Genomic DNA, 21,586 nt, shown 5'->3' with positions numbered 1-21,586 from the left:
CAATGTCACTCGATCCGACACTGGTGGCCCGGGCGAATGCCTGGCTGACGCCGACTTTTGACAAAGAAACGCAGGCGGAAATCCGTCGTATGATGGCAGATGCGCCGAAAGAACTCGAAGAGAGTTTCTATAAAAACCTCGAATTCGGTACGGGCGGCATGCGGGGCACCATGGGCGTCGGCACCAACCGCATCAACAAGTACACCTTGGGTAAAAACACCCAGGGACTTTCAGACTATCTCAAGAAGTCGTTCCCCGGCAAAGACATAAAGGTCGTAATCGCCTTCGATTGCCGTCACAACAGCCAAACGCTGGCCCAGGTAGTAGCCGATGTGTTTTCGGCAAACGGCATCAAGGCCTATCTGTTCTCAGACCTACGCCCAACACCCGAACTTTCGTTCGCACTGAAATATTTGGGCTGCCAGGCCGGCATTGTATTGACGGCTTCACACAATCCGCCCGAATATAATGGATATAAAGTGTATTGGGAAGACGGCGGCCAACTCGTTCCACCCCAGGACGGCGAGATTATCGACGTGATTGAAGCGACTCGATATGAAGACATCCGCTTTGCGCCCAATCCGGCGTTGATTGAAAAAATCGACACGGTTATCGACGATGCGTTCATTGCATCCGCCATTGCCAATGCCGGTTTCCACACACCAGCGGACGCGAAAGACAACCTGAACATTGTTTTCACCTCTCTGCATGGCACTTCTATAACCGTTGTTCCGAAAGTACTGGAGCGCGCCGGTTATAAAAACTTTCATGTAGTTGCGGAACAGGCAACACCCGATGGCGACTTCCCGACGGTGAAATCACCTAATCCGGAAGAACCGGAGGCCCTTACCATGGCTATGGCACTGGCCGAAAAGGTACATGCCGACATCGTCATCGGTACGGATCCGGACTGCGACCGACTGGGTGTGGCGGTGCGCGACAACGACGGTCGTTTGCTGTTGCTCAATGGCAACCAGACGATGATCCTGATGACGCATTTCCTTCTCGAAAAATGGAAACAGGCCGGAAAAATCAATGGTAAACAGTTCATCGGATCGACCATCGTTTCCACCCCAATGATGCACGATCTGGCCGATGCGTATGGCGTAGAGTGTAAAGTAGGCCTCACCGGTTTCAAATGGATCGCGAAAATGATCAAAGATTTCCCGCAACTCGAATTCATAGGCGGTGGCGAAGAAAGTTTTGGCTATATGGTAGGCGATAAAGTGCGCGACAAAGACGCCGTCGCCTCTACCCTTCTGATGTGTGAAGTCGTGGCGCAGGCCAAAGCGAAGGGCAGTTCTGCCTATCAGGAACTTCTTCAGGCATACGTACAGTTCGGGTTTTATAAGGAGTATCTTGTTTCCCTTACAAAGAAAGGCATCGAAGGACTTGCCGAAATCAACCAAATGATGGTCGACCAACGAATCAATCCGATTACCGAACTCAACGGACAGCGTGTTGTGCTGGTCGAAGATTATAAATCGTCGGTTGCGAAAAACCTCTTGACAGGGGAAGAAGAGCCGATCGACCTTCCGAAATCCGACGTGCTGATTTACTATACGGAAGACGGTTCGAAGATTGCGGCCCGTCCGTCGGGAACGGAACCGAAAATCAAATTTTATGTGAGTGTCAAGACGGAAATCGGCGACGTAACTGACTTTGCCGGTGCCGAGAAAGAACTTGACGCCAAAATCCAAAACATCCTTCGGGATCTTAGCATTTAATGAGTAACCTCCGAAAGATACTTCCTTTTGCGAAGCCCTATAAGCGCTACGCCTTGTTGAACGTTTTTTTCAACGTGTTGTATGCGTTGTTCAGCGCGCTGTCGTTCGTAGCCCTGATGCCCATGCTGGATGTACTTTTCGGGCAGGCAGAACACCTGCGTGTAAAACCGGTTTACAAGGGCATTTCGCATTTGAAGACCTACATCAGCGACTCGCTCAATTACTTCCTGACAGGAATCGACGATAAGTATGATACGCCGACTATGCTACTCGTGTTGGTGGCGGGCATCATCGCCATCTTCCTGTTGAAGAACTTCTTCGATTATATGGCGATGTTCTTCGTCACTTTCCTGAAAAACGGAGTGTTGAAAGATATCCGCAATGCGATCTACGACAAAACCCTCGAACTGCCACTTTCGTTCTTTTCCGAAAAACGGAAGGGAGACGTGATCGCACGTATTTCGGGCGACGTCAACGAAATCCAGAATTCGATGCTTTCGATGTTGGAATTGGTTGTGAAAGAACCCCTTACCATCTTGTTTACGATTTGCGTCATGTTTTCGATCAGCGTGAAATTGACGATTTTCGTGTTCATATTTATTCCGGTTTCAGGCTACATCATCTCCCTGATTGGCAAGCAACTGAAGAAGAAATCGAACCGGGCGCAACAAGAGCAGGGTATCTTCCTCTCCACCATTGAAGAAACGCTGGGAGGATTGAAAGTGGTGAAAAGCTACAATGCAGAGCCGCATTTCAGCCAACATTTCCGCGATTCAACCCGACGGTATTTCAACTTGTCGAACAGCATCGGCAACCGCCAGAATATGGCGTCGCCGGTCAGTGAGTTCATGGGCATCGTAGTGATTGCCATGTTGCTGTGGTATGGAGGGCAGATGGTATTGGTAGAGGGCACTCTCAAAGGATCGGCCTTTATCACCTATATGGGACTCGCCTACAACATCCTGACACCGGCCAAAGCCATTTCAAAGGCCTCCTATTCGCTGAAACGCGGACAAGCAGCCGCCGATCGGGTGATGGAGATACTCGACCAGGAAAACCCCATCCGCTCGAAGCCGGATGCCCTACAAAAAACATCTTTCGACTCAGCCATTACCATAGAAAATATCCAATTCAAATATGTACGTGAGCGCGTCCTGAAGGATTTTTCCCTGACCGTTCCGAAAGGCCAAACCGTGGCGTTGGTAGGGCAATCAGGAAGTGGAAAGAGTACGATTGCCAACCTCCTCACACGTTTTTACGACGTGCAGGAAGGCCGTATTGCGATTGACGGAACCGACATCCGCGACCTTGATCTGGTGTCGCTGCGATCGTTGATCGGACTTGTGACGCAAGACAGCATCTTGTTCAATGATACCGTTGCGGGAAATGTGGCGTTGGGCAAGCCCGGTGCGACTGACGAAGACATCATCGAAGCGTTGAAAGTGGCAAATGCCTATGAGTTCGTAAGCGAACTTCCGGAAGGCATCCACACCAACATCGGCGACAGCGGCAACAAACTTTCGGGCGGACAAAAGCAGCGCCTCAGCATCGCGCGGGCCGTGTTGAAGAACCCGCCTATCATGATCCTTGATGAGGCGACCTCAGCGCTTGACACCGAAAGTGAAAAGTTCGTGCAATTGGCGTTGGAAAACATGATGCAGAACCGTACCTCAATCGTGATTGCGCACCGTTTGTCAACCATACAGAAAGCCGACCTCATCGTGGTGATGCAAAAAGGCCAAATCTCGGAGATGGGCAAACACGATGAATTGATGAAAAAGAACGGTGTTTACCGCAAACTGGTCGAGATGCAGTCGTTCGAAAGTTAAAGGCAATGTATACGGCGAACGCGCATATCACGCTGCCGGAAGACGGAAAGACACTCGTCTGGAAATACCTTGACCTTTCGAAATTCCTCGATTTGTTATTATCGCGGAAGCTGTTTATGTCGCGTTCCGACAAGTTCGAAGACCAATACGAGGGGACATTTTCAGAGCCTACCTTTGAAGAAATCAAGAAACTGGCACACGACAATCCGGAATTTCTGGACTATTACAAAACCCACCGCGAAAAAGTCGTCATCAGCAGTTGGCATATCAACGAATACGAATCGTTTGCGATGTGGCAGATTTTCACCCAGAACAGCGAGGGAATTGCGATACAGTCGACCGTCGAACGCCTGCAACGTGCGGTGGAGCCCGAGCGGCAGTTCCGGCAGTTCATCGGTGAAGTCAACTATATTGACTATAAAAAGGAATACATCCCGTTTGATGACCTGTTCTTCCCTTTTCTTTTCAAGCGCAAAAGTTTCCAGTATGAGCGGGAAGTCCGTATCCTCACGGATGTTACCTCCCATGAGGGCATTACCATCAATGAAGGACTCAAAATCGATGTCGACCTTGAAACCCTGATCGACCGAATCTACATCCATCCCAAATCAGAGAACTGGTACAAACGACTGGTCATCGAACTGGTTTCAAAATTGGGCTTCGACTTCCGAATCGAAAAATCAGACCTCGAAAGCGACATCCTAATCTAGTGACGCCGTAAGGCCTGCACGGCCAGTGCATACCCTTCAAGTCCTAGGCCAATAATTACCCCTTTAGCATGTGGCGAAACGAATGACTGGTGGCGAAACGTCTCGCGCGAAAACGTATTGGAGATATGTACTTCGATCACGGGTGCGGGAATCGCCTTTACCGCATCGCCAATCCCTACAGAAGTATGCGTGTAGGCCGCTGCATTAAGTATAATACCATCAGCGGAAAAACCCGCCTCCTGAATTTGATTGATGAGTTCCCCTTCCACATTACTTTGGAAATAACGGAAGGTGACATCCGGAAAACGCTGGATCAAATGGTTATAAAACGTCTCAAAATCTGTGTTCCCATAGATGTCGGGTTCTCTTTTACCCAGCAGGTTCAGGTTCGGGCCGTTGATGATAGCGATCGTCATCGTTGTTTTTTGTAAATGTAGTGAAGTTCATCCGATCATAAAAAACCGCCCCCAATGTGAGGACGGTCATGCGTATAGAGAGGAATGAAATGCGTTTAGAATCGGTAGCCCAATGATAATTGAATGACTTTATTGGTTACTTCCGCGTCTTCGGTGGTATCGGTCAGGCCCACCACATAACGCGCCTGGGCGAACAGGTTCTTGGTTATATTGACGGACGCACCGCCTGCGATGGCGAAGTCAAACGACTTGGTTTTGAAGGTTTCGTCTACGTCATCATTGACCAGAAACGAGAATTGTGGCCCGGCATCCAGGCTGAGCACATCCGGGAGGAGGTAGAAACGTGCCAACACAGGAACCGATATGTAATCGAAATTGAAGTCGCCTGCCCCTTCCACTTTTGCCCCCTGAGAGCTGTAAAGCGCCTCCGGCTGGATAGAGAATGTAGGCAAAACATTGATTTCGAGCACAGCGCCCGCATGCCAACTGGTCATGTTGTCGGTTGAGACATCCTGTGCATCAACATTGGCAAAATTGGCACCCGCTTTTACACCAAAACGAAGGGATTGTGCGGAGAGCGGTAGACAGACGACGGAAAACAAAAGACAAACAAGTAGCTTTTTCATGAGTAATCGGTTTATATTTTGTAAAATGTTCAATCCAAATATACAACGAGGGAAAAGACAACATCTTGTAAATAAACCTATTTCCGTTTCATTTTAAGAGTATTTTAAATGTTAATTAACTGTTGAAAACTATGTTGATAAATCCACTCGTGGCCTGTATTTACTGGGAATTTCATTAAGCTAACTTTGTCCCAAACTAAAATGAAAAAACTAAACAAATCATGAAAAAACTAATCTTTGCTGCTGCGGCACTTTTCGCTTTCGGCGTTTCTAACGCTCAAGAAACTGAAAGTTCTGAAGGATTCAAAAATGGTGACATTTTTATCTCAGGCTCTTTCAACATCGGTTCAAGCAAGTACACTGACAGTGGAAACTACAAAGAGTCTTCTTTCTCTGTAGCTCCAAGCGTAGGGTTCTTCGTAACTGACAACATTGCAATCGGAGGTACTATTGGGTACGCTTCTTCTAAAGTAACTGAAAATGAAGGTGACGCTTCTACAAAAGTTAATACGCTTAGCGTAGGTGCTTTTGGTCGTTACTACACTACACCAGCTTCGAAGTTCTCTGTTTTCGGACAATTGGGTGTTGCGTACTCTTCAACTGATTTTGATGCCCTTGACTACAAAGTGAACGGCTTCGGCGTTGTATTGTCTCCAGGCGTGAACTACTTCCTGAACAAAAACTTCGCTATCGAAGCGTCTTGGGGTGCGTTGAGCTACGCTACAGCGAAACCTGATTTCGACGGAGCTGAGTCTTCTAACAGCTTCAACTTCGGCCTTGATCTTGATAACATCAACTTCGGCCTGCTTTACAAATTCTAATCGAATTTTTTATACATAGGTTTTTAAGATTGGAAAACCCCTTCATTTGAAGGGGTTTTTCTTTTTGACTAGAACAAGAAACCTACGCCCAACTGGAAAACCGAGTTCTTCACATCGGCATCCTCTATTATATCGGTCAAGCCATAGGTATAGCGGCCCGTGGCGAAAAATCCGCCCTGCGTGCGGAAAGTTACACCACCCGCGATACCGAAGTCGTAGTCTTTTGCAGCATTAAGATCGATATCTCCCGGATTATCCGACGGATCTGTATCGATTTCTTCGTTTACTTTAAAACTGAACTGCGGGCCCACTTCAAGGCTTAATCCAGTGGTCAGGAACACTTTTACCAATACCGGAACGTTGATGTAATCCAATTGGTATTCCACTTTACTTCCATCGGTACCGGTGATATCCGACTTAAATCCCTGTCCGGAGTATAAGGCCTCCGCCTGCAGCGAAATCATCTCAGTCAACGGAAATTCAGTCAGAACACCCGCGTGAAAACTTGTACGTGAATCCGGCGTATCGAAGTCTTTGCCTGTTACTGTTGCAAAGTTCACACCACCCTTCACGCCAAAGCGAATGCCGGATGTTGTTGTAGCGGAATTATCAGACTGGGCCTCCACCATTGTAGTGGCGAGTAAGAGTGCGGTCAGACTTAAAAAAGGTAGTACTTTCATAATGGTTCGATTTAAAGGTTTTACCCAAAGTTAGTCCCACCCCATCCCCGATTTACTTAATACGCTCCCAATTCACATAGCTTTAACTTTACATTATTTTCTACAAAAACAAAAATTAATGCGTTTTTATACATGAATCACAAGTGAAGTGGCTGAAAAATCGAAAATTATGTAATATCTGAGCGAAATCATGTATCATCACTCCTTCACGTCCCCTATTTTGTAAAGGACGTTTTTTTCTCTACCTTGGAACAATGCAGAACTGGGCTCCTTATCTCACCCATTTTAAGAATTACCTGCGGCTCGAACGTGCCCTTTCGGATAATACGATTACCAATTACCTCTTCGATCTTGAGCGGTTTTGCCTGTTTTTGGAAACGAACGGCATAACCGAAAGCCCGTTACACATTACCAGTGAAACCATCCAGCAATTCCTCTACCAATTGGCACAGGAAGTAAAACCGCGGTCACAGGCCCGCATTATATCCGGACTCAAAAGCTTTTTCCGTTATCTCATCTTCGAAAACTACCGTAAAGACAACCCGATGGATCTCATCGATGCGCCCAAACTCGGACGCAAACTGCCCGATACGCTGAGCATTTCCGATATCGACCGACTAATCGGCGCTATCGACCTCTCAAAAGAAGATGGCGAACGCAATAGGGCGATGCTGGAAACGCTTTACGGGTGTGGACTTCGCGTATCGGAGCTGGTTACGTTGCGGCTGTCGGATCTTTTCCCAGAGGAAGGTTTCATCCGGGTGACGGGAAAGGGTAACAAACAACGCTTCGTTCCCATTGGACCGGCCACGCTGAAGTACATCCGCTTTTACGCCGAGGGGCCCCGGGCACACCTGGCCATCCAGAAGGGACACGAAGACACACTCTTCCTGAACCGACGCGGCGCCGGACTCACGCGTGCCATGGTGTTTACCATTATACGGAGGCTCGCTACCGCAATCCATCTCGAAAAACGGATCAGTCCACACACCTTCCGACACTCGTTTGCTACCCACTTGCTTGAGAACGGTGCTGACCTGCGATCGATTCAGTTGATGCTGGGACATGAGTCAATTACGACCACCGAAATCTACCTCCACCTCGACAGAACGCACCTTTCACAGATTATTAATGCATTTCATCCGAGAAAGTAGGCGAAAAAAAAACACTTAGGTACTTTTGCGTAGGGGAATAGTGCAATTTTGGATTAATGAGGAAGTTTAAAGACATATATGTGGTTGACGACGATAAAATCTATCATTTTATCCTTCGAAACCTATTACAGAAGAACGACATCTGCACAGAAACCTCTTTTTTTGAAAATGGTCAGGATGCACTCCAGAACCTGAAAGAAAAAGTGGTGACCAACGAATTCCCTGATCTTATCCTTCTTGACATCAATATGCCTATCATGGATGGATGGCAGTTTTTGGAAGAATACCGAAAGCTGAAGGAAAACTACGATATCCCCACGAAGGTGTACATGGTGACCTCATCAGTTGATACGGTTGACAAAGCCCGCGCCCAATTCTTCGAAAAAGAAATAGCGAAATATTACGTAAAGCCCATCAACGAACACGATCTTTCCCGCATTTTCGCAAACTGATCGAAAGTTGAAACCAAAAAAAAGTCCGCAATTGCGGACTTTTTCATTTCTATACTCTTTCTTATTTCGCGATATTGACGGCGCGCGTTTCACGGATTACGGTAATCTTTACCTGCCCTGGATACGTCATCTCTGTCTGTATCTTCTGCGATATGTCAAAAGACAGGCTGGCAGCCTTATCATCGGATACCTTTTCGCTTTCTACGATCACACGGAGTTCACGGCCCGCCTGGATCGCGTACGCACTTTTCACCCCGTGGAACCCGAAGGCGATGTTCTCAAGATCTTTAAGACGCTGGATATACGAATCCAATACCTGACGACGCGCACCCGGACGGGCACCTGAGATGGCGTCACATACCTGGATGATCGGTGAAATCAGCGACGTCATTTCAATTTCATCGTGGTGTGCCCCAATGGCGTTGCATACTTCTTCTTTCTCCCCATATTTCTCCGCCCACTGCATACCCAAGAGCGCGTGTGGCAGGTCGCTTTCGGTTTCTGGCACTTTTCCAATATCGTGAAGGAGACCGGCGCGTTTGGCAAGCTTCACGTTGAGTCCGAGTTCTGCCGCCATCAGGCCACACAACTTCGCCACTTCCCGCGAGTGCTGGAGCAGGTTTTGTCCGTATGACGAACGGTATTTCATCCGTCCGACCACCTTGATCAATTCCGGATGTAAACCGTGGATACCAAGGTCGATCACCGTGCGTTTTCCCACTTCGATGATTTCTTCTTCGATTTGTTTGCTTGTCTTAGCTACTACTTCCTCGATACGGGCCGGGTGGATACGTCCGTCTGTTACGAGCTTGTGCAGCGCCAACCGTGCAATTTCCCGACGAACCGGATCAAAGCAGGAAAGAATGATTGCTTCAGGCGTGTCATCCACAATAATCTCGACGCCTGTGGCAGCCTCAAGTGCGCGTATGTTACGTCCTTCACGGCCGATGATACGTCCTTTTACGTCGTCTGATTCGATGTTGAAAACAGACACGCAGTTTTCAACCGCTTCTTCCGTACCCACCCGTTGGATGGTGCTGATGATGACTTTTTTTGCTTCCTGTTGTGCGGTGAGTTTGGCCTCTTCCAGGGTGTCCTGTATATACGACATCGCCCGTGTACGCGCTTCTGCCCTTAGTCCTTCCACCAATTGGTTGGTCGCTTCCTCTACCGAAAGTCCGGATATCACTTCAAGTTGTTCGAGCTGGCTCTTGTGGAGACGGTCGACTTCCTGTTGTTTTTTGTCGAGTGCTTCGATTTTAGCCGCATATTCATTGGCCTTGCTCTCATATTCGTCGTTGAGTTTCTTGGTACGCGCCAATTCGTTGGAAACCATTGACTCTTTGTCGCGGATGCGTTTCTCCACTTCCGCTACCTTTTTGTCGCGTTGCAGGATGACCTGTTCGTGTTCGGCCTTGAGTTCGATGAACTTTTCCTTGGCTTGCAGTATCTTGTCCTGCTTGATGTTTTCCGCTTTTACATTAGCGGCCTCTATGATCGAAGCGGCTTCTTTGTGCGCGTTGGAGACTTGTGCGGTATCACTCTTCTTCTGCATGTATTTTGCGAAGAGGAAACCACCGCCCCCGCCGGCTGCCAGCCCGATGAGTATTGATACGATGTCCATGTTAGTGTTTTAAGGATTAAAATAAAAAAAGCCTACATTAGAAATTCGTATGCGTAAACTCGTAAAGACAAGTTTAGGGCTAGCACGCTGTTCAAGGATCCCTGACTGGAGGGCATGCTTTAGTAGCGTCGACTCACCCGTTTAAATTGTTGGTGTTGAGTTTACCAATTGAAACCAATGTAGGCAGTATCGTTGTATGTAAAGAACGTATTATTTGGACAGATACTCGGCCAACCGCGAATTGAGTTCCTTCAGCCGGTCATGGGCATCGGAACTGTCAGCGGTGGTGTCGATTTGCTTCTGCTCGAGTTGTGATGCAAACTGCAGGGCACACATGGCCAGTACATCCTGTTTGTCACGGACGGCATAGTTCTCTTCGAACTGCCGGATCATCGCATCTATTTTCTTCGAGGCACGCCGAAGGCCTTCTTCCTGCGAAGGGTCGACCGTCAGCGGATACATCCTGTCGGCTATCGAAATCCTGATTTTGAGCTTTTCGTCCATCAGTCGGAAAGTTGCGCAATACAGTAGTCGATCTCCCGTATCAAAGCGTTTATCTTGAGCTTCGTATCTCGTTTGTTTTCGTCACTGCCAAGCAATGAATTAGCGATTTTAAGCGTTTCGTACTGCTTTTTCAGCGCATCTGACTCGGCCTGTTGCCGATCGATCGTCGCTGTGGCGGCTTCCAGTTCCCGTCTGAGTTCACCGGCTGTCCGCTCAAGACTTTCCAATCGCTGGAAAAGCTTGCCGATACTGGCCTCGAGAACACGTACGGTCTCTGAAATTTCACTCATAAATCCGATTCATTCCTATCTTCACAAAATTACTATTCTATTTGGTTATTACAAGACTTTTGAAATTTTTTATCCCTTCTTCGCGTTAGGGCAATGTGGACAAAATGGTTACTATTTTTGCGGATTTCCCGTAATGCCTCCAGCCACCTTATCGCTAATTTCGCAAAATGGACAAACTAAAAGCCTTATGCCTCGGTCTTTTGTCGCTGTCAGCGTTTGCGCAGTCGACCGCCCCGTCGTATCCGCGTGACTACTTTCGGTCGCCACTTGACATTCCCCTTTTGCTTTCCGGGAGTTTTGGGGAACTGCGGAGCAATCACTTCCATGCCGGACTTGATTTCAAGACACAGCAAAAGGAAGGGTTTCCGGTCATGGCCGCCGCCGATGGGTATATTTCGCGTATCAAGATCTCGCCGTTTGGTTATGGAAAAGCGATTTATATCGACCATCCCAATGGCTACACGACCGTTTATGGACATTTGCAAAAAGGCTATGGCGCGGTGGAGGAATACATCCGGAAACAACAGTATGCACAAGAGAATTTCGAAATCGAAGTCTTTCCCGAGCCGGGAGAGTTGACCGTAAAGAAAGGCGATACGATTGCGTGGTCGGGCAATACTGGCGGATCGGCCGGACCCCACCTGCACTTTGAAATTCGGAATACCAAGAGTGAAAAAATCATCAACCCCATGTTGTTTGGCTTTGACCAATGGGTTGCCGACTCGCGAATACCTGTGTTGACCAGTTTGATGGTGTATCCCATCGGTCCGGAATCAAGCGTCAACCAATCCCGTCGTCCGGTGATGGTCAGCCTGAAATTACAGTCAGACGGCAGTTATATTGCCGACCGTATCGAAGCTATCGGCAAGATTGGATTCGGCGTAAGCACCTATGACCAGTCCGATGCAAACTATACCAAACACGGCGTCTACCGAATTCGCACGTACCACAACGGATCGCCGGGTTTTGGCTATGAATTCGACACTTTTGCGTTTGACGAGAGCCGCTATGTCAATGCCCTTCTCGACTACCCTCGTTTTCGAAAAACGGGCATGCGGCTGCAGAAGTTGTTTCGGGAAGCGCCCTACAACCTCAGCCTACTCGATCCCGGGCCCGACGAAGGCATCGTGACCGTGGTACCAAACCTCACAGATGTGTGCCGGATCGAAATAGCGGATTTCAAGGGAAATACGGTCAACGTGCATATTCCTATCGACTACGCCCCTAGTGAGCCGACGGCAACACCGGAGCCCGTCAAGATAACGCCTTACTTCCTGAAAGCTGGCATTGATAACATTTACCGAAAAGACAATGTGACGGTTTCGTTTCCTGCCGGAACGTTTTACAACGATTTTTACCTCGACTTCGCCGTCGACGGCAATCGGCTCCACCTTCACGACGATTCGGTGCCGGTTCATCGCAACTTCACGATTTCCATCGCCGACGCGACCATTCCGGAAGCCGATCGAAAGCAGACATTCATTGCCACTATCGAGGGCTCCCGACGCAGTTACAATGCCACCAAATGGGAAAAGGGCGTGTTCACAACCCAAACCAAAGACCTTGGTGATTTTACGCTGGTGCGGGATACCGTTGCACCCGTTATCAAACCCCTGAACTTCAAGGAGGCAAAATGGATCAGCAAGAATAAAACACTGACGGTCAAAATACAGGATGATGTATCCGGCATCCAATCCTATAGCGGTTACCTCAACGGAAAGTGGATTCTTTTTGAGTATGATAACAAGACCAAAACGCTTACCTACGATTTCTCGGATGGAAATACCGTCGACGGACGCAACGAACTCCGCCTCGTCGTAACAGATAATGTTGGAAATTCCGCTATATTTGAAACCTGGTTCTTTCGGGCATTGACGCCCTGAACCATGCAATTTTCCGGATGCTGCGGCGTTTGGGAAAAGTGCCAACGCTAAACCGACCGATTTGAAAACCGTCTTCCACTTCCTGACCTTCCTATTAGTATTTACTGGTTTTTCGGCCTTTGCGCAGCAGGCGCGGATAAAAGGTGTTGTGGTGGATGAAGCCAATCTTCCCGTGGCAGGGGTAACCGTTAAAGCCGGTGACCAGATAACCACTTCCGATGAGAACGGTGCCTATTTCCTTACGGTTCCCGCCAATGAAAAAATTACCGTCGTCTTCTCGCATGTCGGACACAAAAACGTATCCGTGTTTGTGACGCTCAAGCCGAATGAGGACTATCTCCTTAGTCCGCAGATAAGTACTACCACCGAAATGATGGGAGAAGTGGTCGTTGACAACCGAAACCGACCCCGTGTGGAGGGCGTTGTAACGGTCGATCCGGCCACCATCGCAAACAGCCCGGGTGGTAATGCCGGCATTGAAAACGTATTGAAGACCATGCCCGGCGTCAGTGGCAACAACGAACTTTCTACCGGCTACAACGTGCGCGGCGGCAACTTCGACGAAAACCTGGTTTATGTCAATGAAATAGAGGTATATCGACCGTTTCTTATCCGATCGGGGCAACAGGAAGGATTGAGCTTCACCAATACCGACATGGTCTCAAAGGTGGAATTTTCCGCCGGCGGGTTCCAGGCGAAATACGGCGACAAACTCTCTTCGGTGCTTGACATCACCTACCGCCGACCGTATAAATTCGGAGCGGCCGCCACCGCCAGTTTTCTGGGGGCGAGCGCCATGGTAGAGACCGCTTCCAAAAACCAAAAGTGGGATGGGATTGTGGGCGTACGCTACCGTAACAACGCCATGTTGGTGAAGAGCCAGGAAACGGAAACGAATTTCCGTCCGATTTTTGCCGATGTACAGGCAGCTATCAATTGGCACCCTTCTTTGAAATGGGAATGGAGTTTCCTGGGGAATATCTCCCAAAACCGCTACGACTACCGACCCATCACCCGTCAGACCAATTTCGGAACGATCGACGATCCGATTGCCTTGCTGATTTTCTATGAGGGACAGGAAAAAGACAAATACCTTACCTACTTCGGCGCGGTCAAGTCGACCTACACCGTCAACGACAATTTCACGCTGAAATTCATCACTTCCGCTTACCACACCCAGGAACAGGAACACTATGATATCCTGGCACAGTATCGTTTGGGGGAAGTGAACACGAATTTGGGGGATGAAAATTTTGGAAATGTCGAGTTTACCGAAGGCATCGGATCCCAATTGAACCACGCCCGCAACGATCTCGATGCCCTTATCGTCAATGCCGAGGTGAAGGGCAACCATCGTGTCGGCAACGGCCACCAGGTAGACTGGGGTGTCAAATACACCCGTGAAGATTTCCGTGACCGCCTGGTGGAGTGGGAAGTGATTGATTCGGCGGGTTTTGCCATCAATCCGCCGCGCATCGATTTGCCTAGGAACGACCAGCCGTATAATCCTTACACAGGTCCATTGGTTCCGTATCAAAATGTACGCGCCACGAATTTTGTGACGATTGACCGTTTTTCCGGTTTCGCACAATGGTCGAAACGCGCTTCAATCGGAAAAGGCGACCTGTTCATCAACCTGGGAGCGCGCTTCCATAGCTGGAAGGTATCGGGCGATGCAGCCGACGGCAAACAACAAACCGTTTTTAGTCCGAGGGCCCAGTTTACCTTTAAACCCAACGGTAGTCGCGATATGTTATTCCGGCTCTCGGGCGGTTTCTATCACCAACCTCCCTTTTACCGCGAATTGCGCGATGCCACCGGCACGGTGAATCCGGATGTGAAGGCGCAGCAATCGATACATGTGGTATTCGGCCATGATTATGCGTTTAAGATGTGGGGCGACAAGAAGTTCCGACTCGTCTCCGAGGTGTATTATAAGTCGTTGAGTGATGTCAACACCTATACCATCGACAACGTGCGAATCCGCTATTCGGCTGACAACAATGCGAAGGCCTATGTGCAGGGACTCGATATGCGACTGAACGGTGAGTTCGTGAAAGGAACCGAGTCGTGGTTCAGTTTCGGGTATATGAAAACAGAAGAGAACTATGCCAACAAAGGCTGGATTTCGCGTCCGACCGACCAACGACTGAAGTTTGGCATCCTGTTCCAGGATTACATGCCCAATATCCCGAACGTAAAAGTGTACCTAAACCTCGTTTACAATACAGGGCTACCGGGTGGCTCTCCTTCCTATGCCGATCCGTACCAATACCAGATCCGACTGCCCGATTACCGCCGCGCCGACGTTGGTTTTTCCTACGTCTTCACGGAAAACAACGACAAGCGTCCGGATGGGCATTGGCTGAAGAAATTCCACGATTTCTCGGCAGGCTTCGAGATTTTCAACCTCTTCAACAACCAGAACTCGATTACCAATACCTGGGTACGCGACGTGTATACCAAGACACAGTATGGTGTGCCGAACTACCTTACCACACGCGTCTTCAACCTCCGTTTCAGCATGAAGCTTTAACGGGGTAGCAAAGGCAAAATCACTATCTTTGGTTTATATCGTAGTTCCATGAAACGCATCCTGATACCGCTATTGCTGACGGCGCTTGTGACTTCCTGTAAAAAAGAAGAAGTAGCCGCCACGCCTAAAGTCATTTATGAAGATGCTGCGAAAGCGGCACCCGCCAGCGATAAGAAGGACACGGTTGACGTGCGCGTGGCCGATTTGCCCGTGCAGGTCGAAGGTTCCCGTTACCTGATACATCCCATCGGAAATGCCCGCGTGACGCGAAGCAGTGGCAAATTCGAATCGAGCTACACGCAGGATGTCAGTTTCAGCGTCTCGAACTACGACCGTTTTGAATTTACCGGCTATTTGAAGAACCTCGCCTTCCAGCATCAGGATTCGACGGCCTTTCGGAAGTTAACCGATAAAGAGGTGACCATTTACACCGCGACCTATCTATCTGGCTTGCAGGCGCGCAAGAAGGCGCCCGCGATTGTGTATACGCTCGCTGACAGCGATACGAACCGCGACGGTCGCCTTGACGAGAACGACATCAAATCATTATACATCAGCGCGGCCGACGGCACCCGGTTTACGAAATTATCGGTTGACATGCAGGAAGTGATCGACTGGACCTTTGTCGAAAGCCAGGAGCGCCTGTATTTTCGTTGTGCAGAGGATACGAACAAAAACGGACAATTCGACGCAAAAGACATCATTCATTACCACTACTGCGACGTAACGAAAAACTGGACAACGGTGGCATATGACCCCATTCACTAATAAAAAATCCCGGCTTGAAACCGGGATTTTTATTTTATAGTATGGATTGGGCTACTCTCGGGTAATCCGCGCGCCCAATGCTTTCAGTCGGTTCTCAATGTCTTCGTATCCACGATCGATCTGCTCGATGTTCTGGATGGTACTGGTGCCTTTCGCTGACAGGGCCGCAATCAACAACGCGATACCGGCCCGGATATCCGGAGACGACATGACCGTCGCTTTCAACTGCGATTTGAAGTCGTGGCCGATAACCACCGCACGGTGTGGGTCGCACAACATGATTTTAGCGCCCATGTCGATGAGTTTGTCAACGAAGAAAAGGCGGCTTTCAAACATTTTTTGGTGGATCAGCACATCGCCTTTGGCCTGCGTAGCAACGACCAAAACAATACTCAGCAAATCCGGCGTGAAGCCTGGCCATGGGGCATCGGCAATCGTCAGGATCGAACCATCGATGTCAGTTTTGACCTCATAACCGTCGGTATGGGCGGGAATATAGATGTCATCCCCTTTTTTCTCGAGTGTGATGCCCAGTTTGCGGAAGGTATTGGGGATAAGGCCCAAATTGTCCCAGCTTACGTTTTTAATGGTGATCTCGCTGCGGGTCATGGCGGCCAGGCCAATCCACGAGCCGATTTCAATCATATCCGGCAGGATGCGGTGTTCGCAACCTCCGAGTCGCTCAACGCCTTCAATGGTTAACAGGTTGGATCCGATACCGGTTATCTTCGCGCCCATGGAGTTGAGCATCTTCGACAACTGTTGCAGGTACGGTTCACAAGCCGCGTTATAGATAGTGGTAACGCCTTTGGCCAAAACAGCAGCCATGACGATATTGGCGGTACCCGTAACCGATGCTTCGTCAAGAAGCATGTCAGTGCCGGTGAGTCCGTTTGGTGCTTCTACCCCATAAAAATGGTCTTCGCGGTTGTAGCGGAACGATGCACCCAGATTGATAAACCCTTCGAAGTGCGTGTCAAGTCGACGACGACCGATTTTGTCACCGCCCGGTTTCGGGATGTATCCACGGCCGAATCGCGCCAATAGTGGTCCTACGATCATAATCGAACCTCGCAATGCACCGCCTTCTTTGCGGAACGCCTCTGTTTCAAGGTAGCCCACGTTTACCTCATCCGATTCGAAGGTATACGATCCCTTCCCTATTTTCTCGACTTTCACGCCCAGGCTTTTCAATAGCGAGATAAGCTTGTTGACGTCGATGATATCCGGCACGTTATGGATTGTGACCTTTTCCGGCGTCAATAATACGGCACATAGTATTTGCAGTGCTTCGTTCTTAGCGCCCTGCGGCGTCACTTCCCCTTTCAGCGGCACGCCGCCCTCGATCTTGAAAACCCCCATCGATTATTGCTTTTTTTTGTACTGGTTCTTTTTATTGTTTTTCTTCTGGTTGTTGTTGGTCTGCTGTATGGGCGGCTTTTTCGAATTCGACATGCGTCGGTTCGTCTTGATAAGCTCAGCCGTTTCCACCAGTTCTTCGGTACCCTGCAGGTCGAGTCGGCCGCCCGACAGTTCGTGTAGGTGCTGGAAGATGACCTCATCGGTAACGGTTTCCTTGTTCCAACTCAGGTACATTTTCTTCATGTGGTTGGCGATGGCGATGGCGAGCGCGCTCTTCATTTCGCCGTCCTCCCACTGCAAGGCCGCGTCGATCATGTATTGGATGTTGTTGCCGTAATACCGATACTTCGGAAAGTGCTGCGGATAGGGCAGCGGTTCCGGGCGCAACTGCAGTACTTCTGCCGTCGGGAGCGGGTAGGGTGAATCTACATCAAGTTTGAAGTCGGACATGATGAAGATCTGATCCCAGAGTTTATGCTGGAAATCCGGCACATCACGCAAATGCGGGTTCATATTGCCCATCACCTGGATGATGTAACGGGCCAGTCGGTTACGTTCATCACGATCGGCCACTTCGACCGCCTGCATGATGAGTTTTTGCAGGATACGACCGTATTCAGGAATGAACAACGGTTCGCGTTCTGCATTGTATTCTAGGTGATGCACAACGTCGTGTGCATTCTCCGGGTGATAACGTTCAGCCATTACAATGAGATTATGCCCTCGATAGTCGAGACGGCGATGTATTTTTCGATCACGGCATCCGGGTTTTTCATGGTCACATTGACTGAAACACTGGTGTAGTTGCCGTTCTTCGATTTGTGTGTTGTGATGACCGCCCCGAGGTTGTCGAAGGCGTCTTCTACCTGCCGGATTTTCCCGGCGTCGGTAGGCACGATGAATTTATATAGATAATCTGAGGGCCAGGCCGATGTGGTTTGCAACTCGTCGCGCAAACGTATGTAGAATTCCTCCGTCTTTTTGTCCATGTCGAAAATAAACGCAAATATAACGAAACCGGATGGATGTCGCGCCTTACTGGCTCATACACCCCCGTTTATTCCAAAAAACGATCAAAAAAAACAGCAGCGAAGACCGGTAACCGTTTCATCGGTTATCCGCCCAATTTGCCTTTCATCCGCGACCAACGGTAGCTCCGGATGAAAGCCGCCTGTTCGTCGGTGACCAGAAGCGGTTTACGGGCGCGTGCCGCTTTGAGAAAACCGCGCATATAGTCGAAATACAGGGCGGGTTTGCCTTTCATAAGTGCAAGCTTGGCCGAGGCAATGGCCGTGATGGCGAAGCCGTAGCCGAGGGAGTAAAAGGCTTCTCCCTGTTTGAAGCGAGCCGCCTGGTTGTAATTGGCGCCGGTGGGTTTTAGGTGCCGCACATGAAGCGACTCGTCAGTAACAACCTTCCAGCCAAAGAAGGCACAGAGCAGTTCGTCAACGGTATCCCAACCCATAGCGGGCCGAAGTCCACCGATTTGCTCAAAGCACGCCTTGCGATAGGCTTTGAACGCACCGCGGATATGGTCTTTATCGGTAAGGTTTTCTAATACCCATTCGCTGTTCTTTTCGATATACGCAAAGCCGCCGGCCATTCCGATGCGTTCGTCGGAGGCGAAGTGGTGCAGTATGGTTTCGAAATACGACGCAGGAAAAATCAGGTCGGCGTCGGCTTTGACGATGATATCAAAATTTGAGTCAAGTGTCGCAAACCCTTTCTCAAAAGCACGGATGACTTTACTGCCGGGCAGGTGCACAGCGTCTGATTCGGCCCGGATCACCGATAGCCACGGGTGCTGTTGCGCGAAGTCGGATGCGATGGAAAAAGTGGCATCGGAAGAATGGTCGTCAACCACCACCACTTTCGTGGGCAGCACGGTTTGGGCCGCCAGCGAATCAAGCGTCAGTTTCAGGAACGACGCTTCGTTGTGTGCGGGGATCACGACGTAATAGTTCATCGGCGCTCGGCGTAGATGATATAATAACGGGGCGTAAACCGCCGGAGCAACGGACGCCAGCCGATTTTCTTTACCGGATTGGTGAATTTCTGGCGGTCAAGGATGGTCCAGCCGGTTTTTTCAAGGAGCCAGTCGAGTTGCCAGTCCTCAAACTCATGATAGTGACGGTCCCACGGATCGGTCTTGCTGCGATAGGCCGGCGCAAACCACAACCGCATCGGGATCGACAACACGAGTTTGTTGGCCTTCATGGATTGCAATACGGTGTACGGATTGAGCAGGTGTTCGAAAATCTCGAAGGCCGTGACCACGGTCGCGTCGCTGGACTGCAGGGCCGACTGGTCGTTGTCAAGGTCTTCGCCGGATGTATTCTGCACCTGGTAGCCGTTTTGCAGCATGATCTCGGAGAACGGGTTCGGTACGCCCAGGTCGAGGATCGTCTCTGACGTCGACACGTGTTTTTTCAGGAATTCCAGCGTGTGCCGGAAGCGTTTGTTGGGAAAGGTTGTTTCGTACATGTAGCGGTTTTAGCCCGGATGGACGCGGAAAGCCCGGAAGCGGGGTGCCGTTGTTTTTTGCGGGGAGACCGCAGCGACCGAGGGAAGCTCGCGGGAAACCGACAAAAAACCGGCACGCCGGTGAGGACTTGCAGCAAACAGCCGGATCAGCTTCAAATCAATCGTCACATCCGGTACACGAACGCATTGATGTTCATGCCGGCGCCGACGGATGCAAAGATAACAACATCGCCTTTGTTGAGGGCCTGTTCACGGATTTTTCCTTTGACGAGCAGGTCGTATAGGGTCGGGATCGTGGCGACGCTCGAATTGCCGAGGTAATGGATGCTCATCGGCATGATGCCTTCGGGTGGTCGTTGGTTATAGAGTTTATAGAACCGCTGGACTATGGCTTCATCCATCTTTTCGTTCGCCTGGTGGATGAGCACTTTTTTGACGTCAGAGATGTCTAAACCACTGGCATCGAGGCAGTCTTTCATGGCTTTCGGCACGTTCGACAGGGCGAATTCGTAGATTTTGCGGCCGTGCATCTTGATGTAGCGCACGTCTGGGTCGTGGTCTTTATTGAACGAGTTACCGAAAAAAAGGTAGTAGGCCTCGTCGTAGGAAAAGGTGGCCGTGGCGTGTCCGAGGATGCCTCCGGGTTCATCGGTGGCTTCAATGACCGTGGCACCGGCGCCGTCGGAGTAAATCATGCTGTCGCGGTCGTGCATATCGACCACGCGTGAGAGCGTTTCGGCCCCGATGACGAGGCAGCGTTTGGCCATTCCGGCTTTGATGAAGGCCTGTGCCTGGATGACGCCTTCTACCCAACCGGGGCATCCGAAGAGGATATCGTAGGCGACACATTTCGGGTTGCGGATGCGAAGGCTGTATTTCACCCGGCTGGCGAGGCTCGGCAGGATATCGGTTTGGATCGCGTCTTTCTTGACGTTGCCGAAGTTATGGGCGAAGATGATATAGTCGAGCGTTTCGGGATCGATGCCCGCGTCGGCGATGGCTTTTTCGGCGGCTAAGAACGCAATATCGGATGTCAGTAGGTCATTTTCGACGTATCGTCGTTCTTCGATACCGGTGATTTCGCGGAATTTTTCGGTTACCGTGTTGTTGGGATACGGGAGATTAGTGCCGTCTTCACTAAGGAAAACGTGTTGGGCGAATTCGGCATTAGTGACACGTACGTTTGGTATGTAACTCCCGGATCCGGTTATCTTTATGTTCATGCGTTTAGGTTATCCTTACGAAATTACGAAATTGTTACGGAAGGGTTTCCTGACGGATGTCATTTGAAGGCCCGATTTACGGATTTCGCGCGAAACCGCCTTACAGATTGCATTTTGTGTTATTTTTCCTGCGCCGCAATCTTAATTTGCATAATGGTTGCAATGCTGAGGGCCTGTGTCTTGATCTGTTCGGCTTTAGGTCCTTTGAAAAGAAAATCGACGCTGGCATTGAAGTGACCGAGCCAAATCTGGAAGAGTGCGGGGGTAAGGCGTTCTTTGGCGCTGACGTCTACATGCAACTGGGTTAGGTTGCGGGTGTAACCACCGGTTCCGAGAATGGCCTGCGACCAGAACGTTACGAGGATCGGGAGGTGTTCTTCGAGGTGGATTTTGACTACATCCGTGAAGATATAGGCAATGGCCGGATCGCTCAGCAGCCGTTGGTAAAAGGTCTCGACGAGTTGGTAGAGGTCGTCTTGGTTTTCGATGTCACGCAT

22 protein-coding genes and 1 other RNA gene are annotated in these 21,586 nt (G+C 49.7%); 9 read left to right on the top strand and 14 right to left on the bottom strand.

All coding sequences use genetic code 11. From position 1 onward, the window contains the following. Nucleotides 1–2: 2 nt before the first annotated feature. Genes MKO97_RS06865 through MKO97_RS06855 form a run of 3 tightly spaced genes read left to right on the top strand, consistent with a single transcriptional unit; the run spans nt 3 to nt 4,266 of the window. Nucleotides 3–1,727, top strand: a complete 1,725-nt coding sequence (locus MKO97_RS06865; RefSeq protein WP_241105403.1) for a phospho-sugar mutase — start codon at nt 3–5, stop codon at nt 1,725–1,727. Next, nucleotides 1,727–3,556 carry an ABC transporter ATP-binding protein gene (locus MKO97_RS06860; RefSeq protein ID WP_241105402.1) on the top strand — a complete coding sequence of 610 codons (1,830 nt, stop codon included), beginning with the start codon at nt 1,727–1,729 and terminating at the stop codon, nt 3,554–3,556. The genes MKO97_RS06865 and MKO97_RS06860 overlap by 1 nt, the downstream gene beginning before the upstream one ends. 5 nt (nt 3,557–3,561) lie before the next feature. Beyond that, nucleotides 3,562–4,266 (top strand): DUF2971 domain-containing protein, encoded by a 705-nt coding sequence (locus tag MKO97_RS06855; protein WP_241105401.1) that lies wholly within the window; start codon nt 3,562–3,564, stop codon nt 4,264–4,266. Here MKO97_RS06855 and MKO97_RS06850 read toward each other — a convergent pair. Together MKO97_RS06850 and MKO97_RS06845 are read right to left on the bottom strand one after the other, a co-directional pair. Then, complete coding sequence (locus MKO97_RS06850; RefSeq protein ID WP_241105400.1) at nt 4,263–4,682, bottom strand: type II 3-dehydroquinate dehydratase; 420 nt, start codon at nt 4,680–4,682, stop codon at nt 4,263–4,265. The genes MKO97_RS06855 and MKO97_RS06850 overlap by 4 nt on opposite strands. Before the next feature lie 95 nt (nt 4,683–4,777). Beyond that, on the bottom strand, nt 4,778–5,308 hold the full coding sequence (locus tag MKO97_RS06845; RefSeq protein WP_241105399.1) for a porin family protein: 531 nt from the start codon (nt 5,306–5,308) through the stop codon (nt 4,778–4,780). 221 nt (nt 5,309–5,529) lie between these two features. On the opposite strand from MKO97_RS06845, the gene MKO97_RS06840 reads away from it, so the two are divergent. Then, nucleotides 5,530–6,129 (top strand): outer membrane beta-barrel protein, encoded by a 600-nt coding sequence (locus tag MKO97_RS06840; protein ID WP_241105398.1) that lies wholly within the window; start codon nt 5,530–5,532, stop codon nt 6,127–6,129. A 68-nt stretch (nt 6,130–6,197) separates the two neighbouring features. Here MKO97_RS06840 and MKO97_RS06835 read toward each other — a convergent pair whose 3' ends face one another. Beyond that, complete coding sequence (locus MKO97_RS06835; RefSeq protein WP_241105397.1) at nt 6,198–6,809, bottom strand: porin family protein; 612 nt, start codon at nt 6,807–6,809, stop codon at nt 6,198–6,200. A 254-nt stretch (nt 6,810–7,063) separates the two neighbouring features. Here MKO97_RS06835 and xerD point away from each other — a divergent pair, with 254 nt between their 5' ends. Then, nucleotides 7,064–7,963, top strand: coding sequence for a site-specific tyrosine recombinase XerD (xerD, locus tag MKO97_RS06830; RefSeq protein ID WP_241105396.1), 900 nt, complete (start codon nt 7,064–7,066; stop codon nt 7,961–7,963). 56 nt (nt 7,964–8,019) lie between these two features. Beyond that, a complete protein-coding gene (locus tag MKO97_RS06825; protein WP_241105395.1) occupies nt 8,020–8,415 on the top strand; it encodes a response regulator in 396 nt (131 codons plus the stop codon). A gap of 61 nt (nt 8,416–8,476) precedes the next feature. Here MKO97_RS06825 and rny read toward each other — a convergent pair whose 3' ends face one another. The 4 genes from rny to MKO97_RS06805 form a co-directional block, all read right to left on the bottom strand. Next, a complete protein-coding gene (rny, locus tag MKO97_RS06820) occupies nt 8,477–10,039 on the bottom strand; it encodes a ribonuclease Y (RefSeq protein WP_241105394.1) in 1,563 nt (520 codons plus the stop codon). 55 nt (nt 10,040–10,094) lie between these two features. Next, nucleotides 10,095–10,200, bottom strand: a non-coding RNA gene (gene ssrS / locus MKO97_RS06815) — 6S RNA. Nucleotides 10,201–10,249: 49 nt separating this feature from the next. Beyond that, a complete protein-coding gene (locus MKO97_RS06810; protein WP_241105393.1) occupies nt 10,250–10,543 on the bottom strand; it encodes a cell division protein ZapA in 294 nt (97 codons plus the stop codon). Further along, entirely contained in the window at nt 10,543–10,833 is a 291-nt protein-coding gene (locus tag MKO97_RS06805; RefSeq protein ID WP_241105392.1) for a hypothetical protein, read from the bottom strand. Before MKO97_RS06805 ends, MKO97_RS06810 begins: the two co-directional genes overlap by 1 nt. A 167-nt stretch (nt 10,834–11,000) precedes the next feature. Here MKO97_RS06805 and MKO97_RS06800 point away from each other — a divergent pair, with 167 nt between their 5' ends. From MKO97_RS06800 to MKO97_RS06790, 3 genes are all read left to right on the top strand, one after another. Then, a complete protein-coding gene (locus tag MKO97_RS06800) occupies nt 11,001–12,716 on the top strand; it encodes a M23 family metallopeptidase (protein WP_241105391.1) in 1,716 nt (571 codons plus the stop codon). A 61-nt stretch (nt 12,717–12,777) separates the two neighbouring features. Next, complete coding sequence (locus tag MKO97_RS06795) at nt 12,778–15,252, top strand: TonB-dependent receptor (RefSeq protein ID WP_241105389.1); 2,475 nt, start codon at nt 12,778–12,780, stop codon at nt 15,250–15,252. A gap of 48 nt (nt 15,253–15,300) precedes the next feature. Beyond that, nucleotides 15,301–16,020, top strand: a complete 720-nt coding sequence (locus tag MKO97_RS06790; protein ID WP_241105388.1) for a hypothetical protein — start codon at nt 15,301–15,303, stop codon at nt 16,018–16,020. Nucleotides 16,021–16,071: 51 nt separating this feature from the next. Here the strand turns inward: MKO97_RS06790 and murA are convergent, their stop codons facing one another. The 7 genes from murA to MKO97_RS06755 all read right to left on the bottom strand — a co-directional run bounded on the left by murA (nt 16,072) and on the right by MKO97_RS06755 (nt 21,586). After that, entirely contained in the window at nt 16,072–17,382 is a 1,311-nt protein-coding gene (gene murA, locus MKO97_RS06785; RefSeq protein ID WP_241105386.1) for a UDP-N-acetylglucosamine 1-carboxyvinyltransferase, read from the bottom strand. Nucleotides 17,383–17,385: 3 nt separating this feature from the next. After that, nucleotides 17,386–18,087, bottom strand: a complete 702-nt coding sequence (locus tag MKO97_RS06780) for a DUF4290 domain-containing protein (RefSeq protein ID WP_241105385.1) — start codon at nt 18,085–18,087, stop codon at nt 17,386–17,388. Then, nucleotides 18,087–18,371 (bottom strand): DUF493 family protein, encoded by a 285-nt coding sequence (locus MKO97_RS06775; protein ID WP_241105384.1) that lies wholly within the window; start codon nt 18,369–18,371, stop codon nt 18,087–18,089. Before MKO97_RS06775 ends, MKO97_RS06780 begins: the two co-directional genes overlap by 1 nt. A gap of 125 nt (nt 18,372–18,496) precedes the next feature. Further along, a complete protein-coding gene (locus MKO97_RS06770) occupies nt 18,497–19,348 on the bottom strand; it encodes a glycosyltransferase family 2 protein (RefSeq protein WP_241105383.1) in 852 nt (283 codons plus the stop codon). Further along, nucleotides 19,345–19,866, bottom strand: a complete 522-nt coding sequence (locus tag MKO97_RS06765) for a methyltransferase (protein WP_241105382.1) — start codon at nt 19,864–19,866, stop codon at nt 19,345–19,347. Before MKO97_RS06765 ends, MKO97_RS06770 begins: the two co-directional genes overlap by 4 nt. A 164-nt stretch (nt 19,867–20,030) precedes the next feature. Further along, a complete protein-coding gene (locus MKO97_RS06760) occupies nt 20,031–21,089 on the bottom strand; it encodes a 3-oxoacyl-ACP synthase III family protein (protein WP_241105380.1) in 1,059 nt (352 codons plus the stop codon). 119 nt (nt 21,090–21,208) lie between these two features. Beyond that, on the bottom strand, nt 21,209–21,586 hold the full coding sequence (locus MKO97_RS06755) for a group III truncated hemoglobin (protein WP_241105379.1): 378 nt from the start codon (nt 21,584–21,586) through the stop codon (nt 21,209–21,211).

The sequence above is a fragment of the Flavobacterium sp. HJ-32-4 genome, from assembly GCF_022532105.1.
Classification (GTDB): Bacteria; Bacteroidota; Bacteroidia; order Flavobacteriales; family Flavobacteriaceae; genus Flavobacterium.
The sequence above is the reverse complement of the archived record's forward strand: the minus strand, read 5'-3'. Positions and strand labels throughout refer to the sequence as shown.

Coding starts and splice junctions, on each gene's coding strand:
- MKO97_RS06865 (WP_241105403.1), top strand. CDS start 3: ATGTCACTCGATCCGACACTGGTGGCCCGGGCGAATGCCTGGCTGACG.
- MKO97_RS06860 (WP_241105402.1), top strand. CDS start 1,727: ATGAGTAACCTCCGAAAGATACTTCCTTTTGCGAAGCCCTATAAGCGC.
- MKO97_RS06855 (WP_241105401.1), top strand. CDS start 3,562: ATGTATACGGCGAACGCGCATATCACGCTGCCGGAAGACGGAAAGACA.
- MKO97_RS06850 (WP_241105400.1), bottom strand. CDS start 4,682: ATGACGATCGCTATCATCAACGGCCCGAACCTGAACCTGCTGGGTAAA.
- MKO97_RS06845 (WP_241105399.1), bottom strand. CDS start 5,308: ATGAAAAAGCTACTTGTTTGTCTTTTGTTTTCCGTCGTCTGTCTACCG.
- MKO97_RS06840 (WP_241105398.1), top strand. CDS start 5,530: ATGAAAAAACTAATCTTTGCTGCTGCGGCACTTTTCGCTTTCGGCGTT.
- MKO97_RS06835 (WP_241105397.1), bottom strand. CDS start 6,809: ATGAAAGTACTACCTTTTTTAAGTCTGACCGCACTCTTACTCGCCACT.
- xerD (WP_241105396.1), top strand. CDS start 7,064: ATGCAGAACTGGGCTCCTTATCTCACCCATTTTAAGAATTACCTGCGG.
- MKO97_RS06825 (WP_241105395.1), top strand. CDS start 8,020: ATGAGGAAGTTTAAAGACATATATGTGGTTGACGACGATAAAATCTAT.
- rny (WP_241105394.1), bottom strand. CDS start 10,039: ATGGACATCGTATCAATACTCATCGGGCTGGCAGCCGGCGGGGGCGGT.
- MKO97_RS06810 (WP_241105393.1), bottom strand. CDS start 10,543: ATGGACGAAAAGCTCAAAATCAGGATTTCGATAGCCGACAGGATGTAT.
- MKO97_RS06805 (WP_241105392.1), bottom strand. CDS start 10,833: ATGAGTGAAATTTCAGAGACCGTACGTGTTCTCGAGGCCAGTATCGGC.
- MKO97_RS06800 (WP_241105391.1), top strand. CDS start 11,001: ATGGACAAACTAAAAGCCTTATGCCTCGGTCTTTTGTCGCTGTCAGCG.
- MKO97_RS06790 (WP_241105388.1), top strand. CDS start 15,301: ATGAAACGCATCCTGATACCGCTATTGCTGACGGCGCTTGTGACTTCC.
- murA (WP_241105386.1), bottom strand. CDS start 17,382: ATGGGGGTTTTCAAGATCGAGGGCGGCGTGCCGCTGAAAGGGGAAGTG.
- MKO97_RS06780 (WP_241105385.1), bottom strand. CDS start 18,087: ATGGCTGAACGTTATCACCCGGAGAATGCACACGACGTTGTGCATCAC.
- MKO97_RS06775 (WP_241105384.1), bottom strand. CDS start 18,371: ATGGACAAAAAGACGGAGGAATTCTACATACGTTTGCGCGACGAGTTG.
- MKO97_RS06770 (WP_241105383.1), bottom strand. CDS start 19,348: ATGAACTATTACGTCGTGATCCCCGCACACAACGAAGCGTCGTTCCTG.
- MKO97_RS06765 (WP_241105382.1), bottom strand. CDS start 19,866: ATGTACGAAACAACCTTTCCCAACAAACGCTTCCGGCACACGCTGGAA.
- MKO97_RS06760 (WP_241105380.1), bottom strand. CDS start 21,089: ATGAACATAAAGATAACCGGATCCGGGAGTTACATACCAAACGTACGT.
- MKO97_RS06755 (WP_241105379.1), bottom strand. CDS start 21,586: ATGCGTGACATCGAAAACCAAGACGACCTCTACCAACTCGTCGAGACC.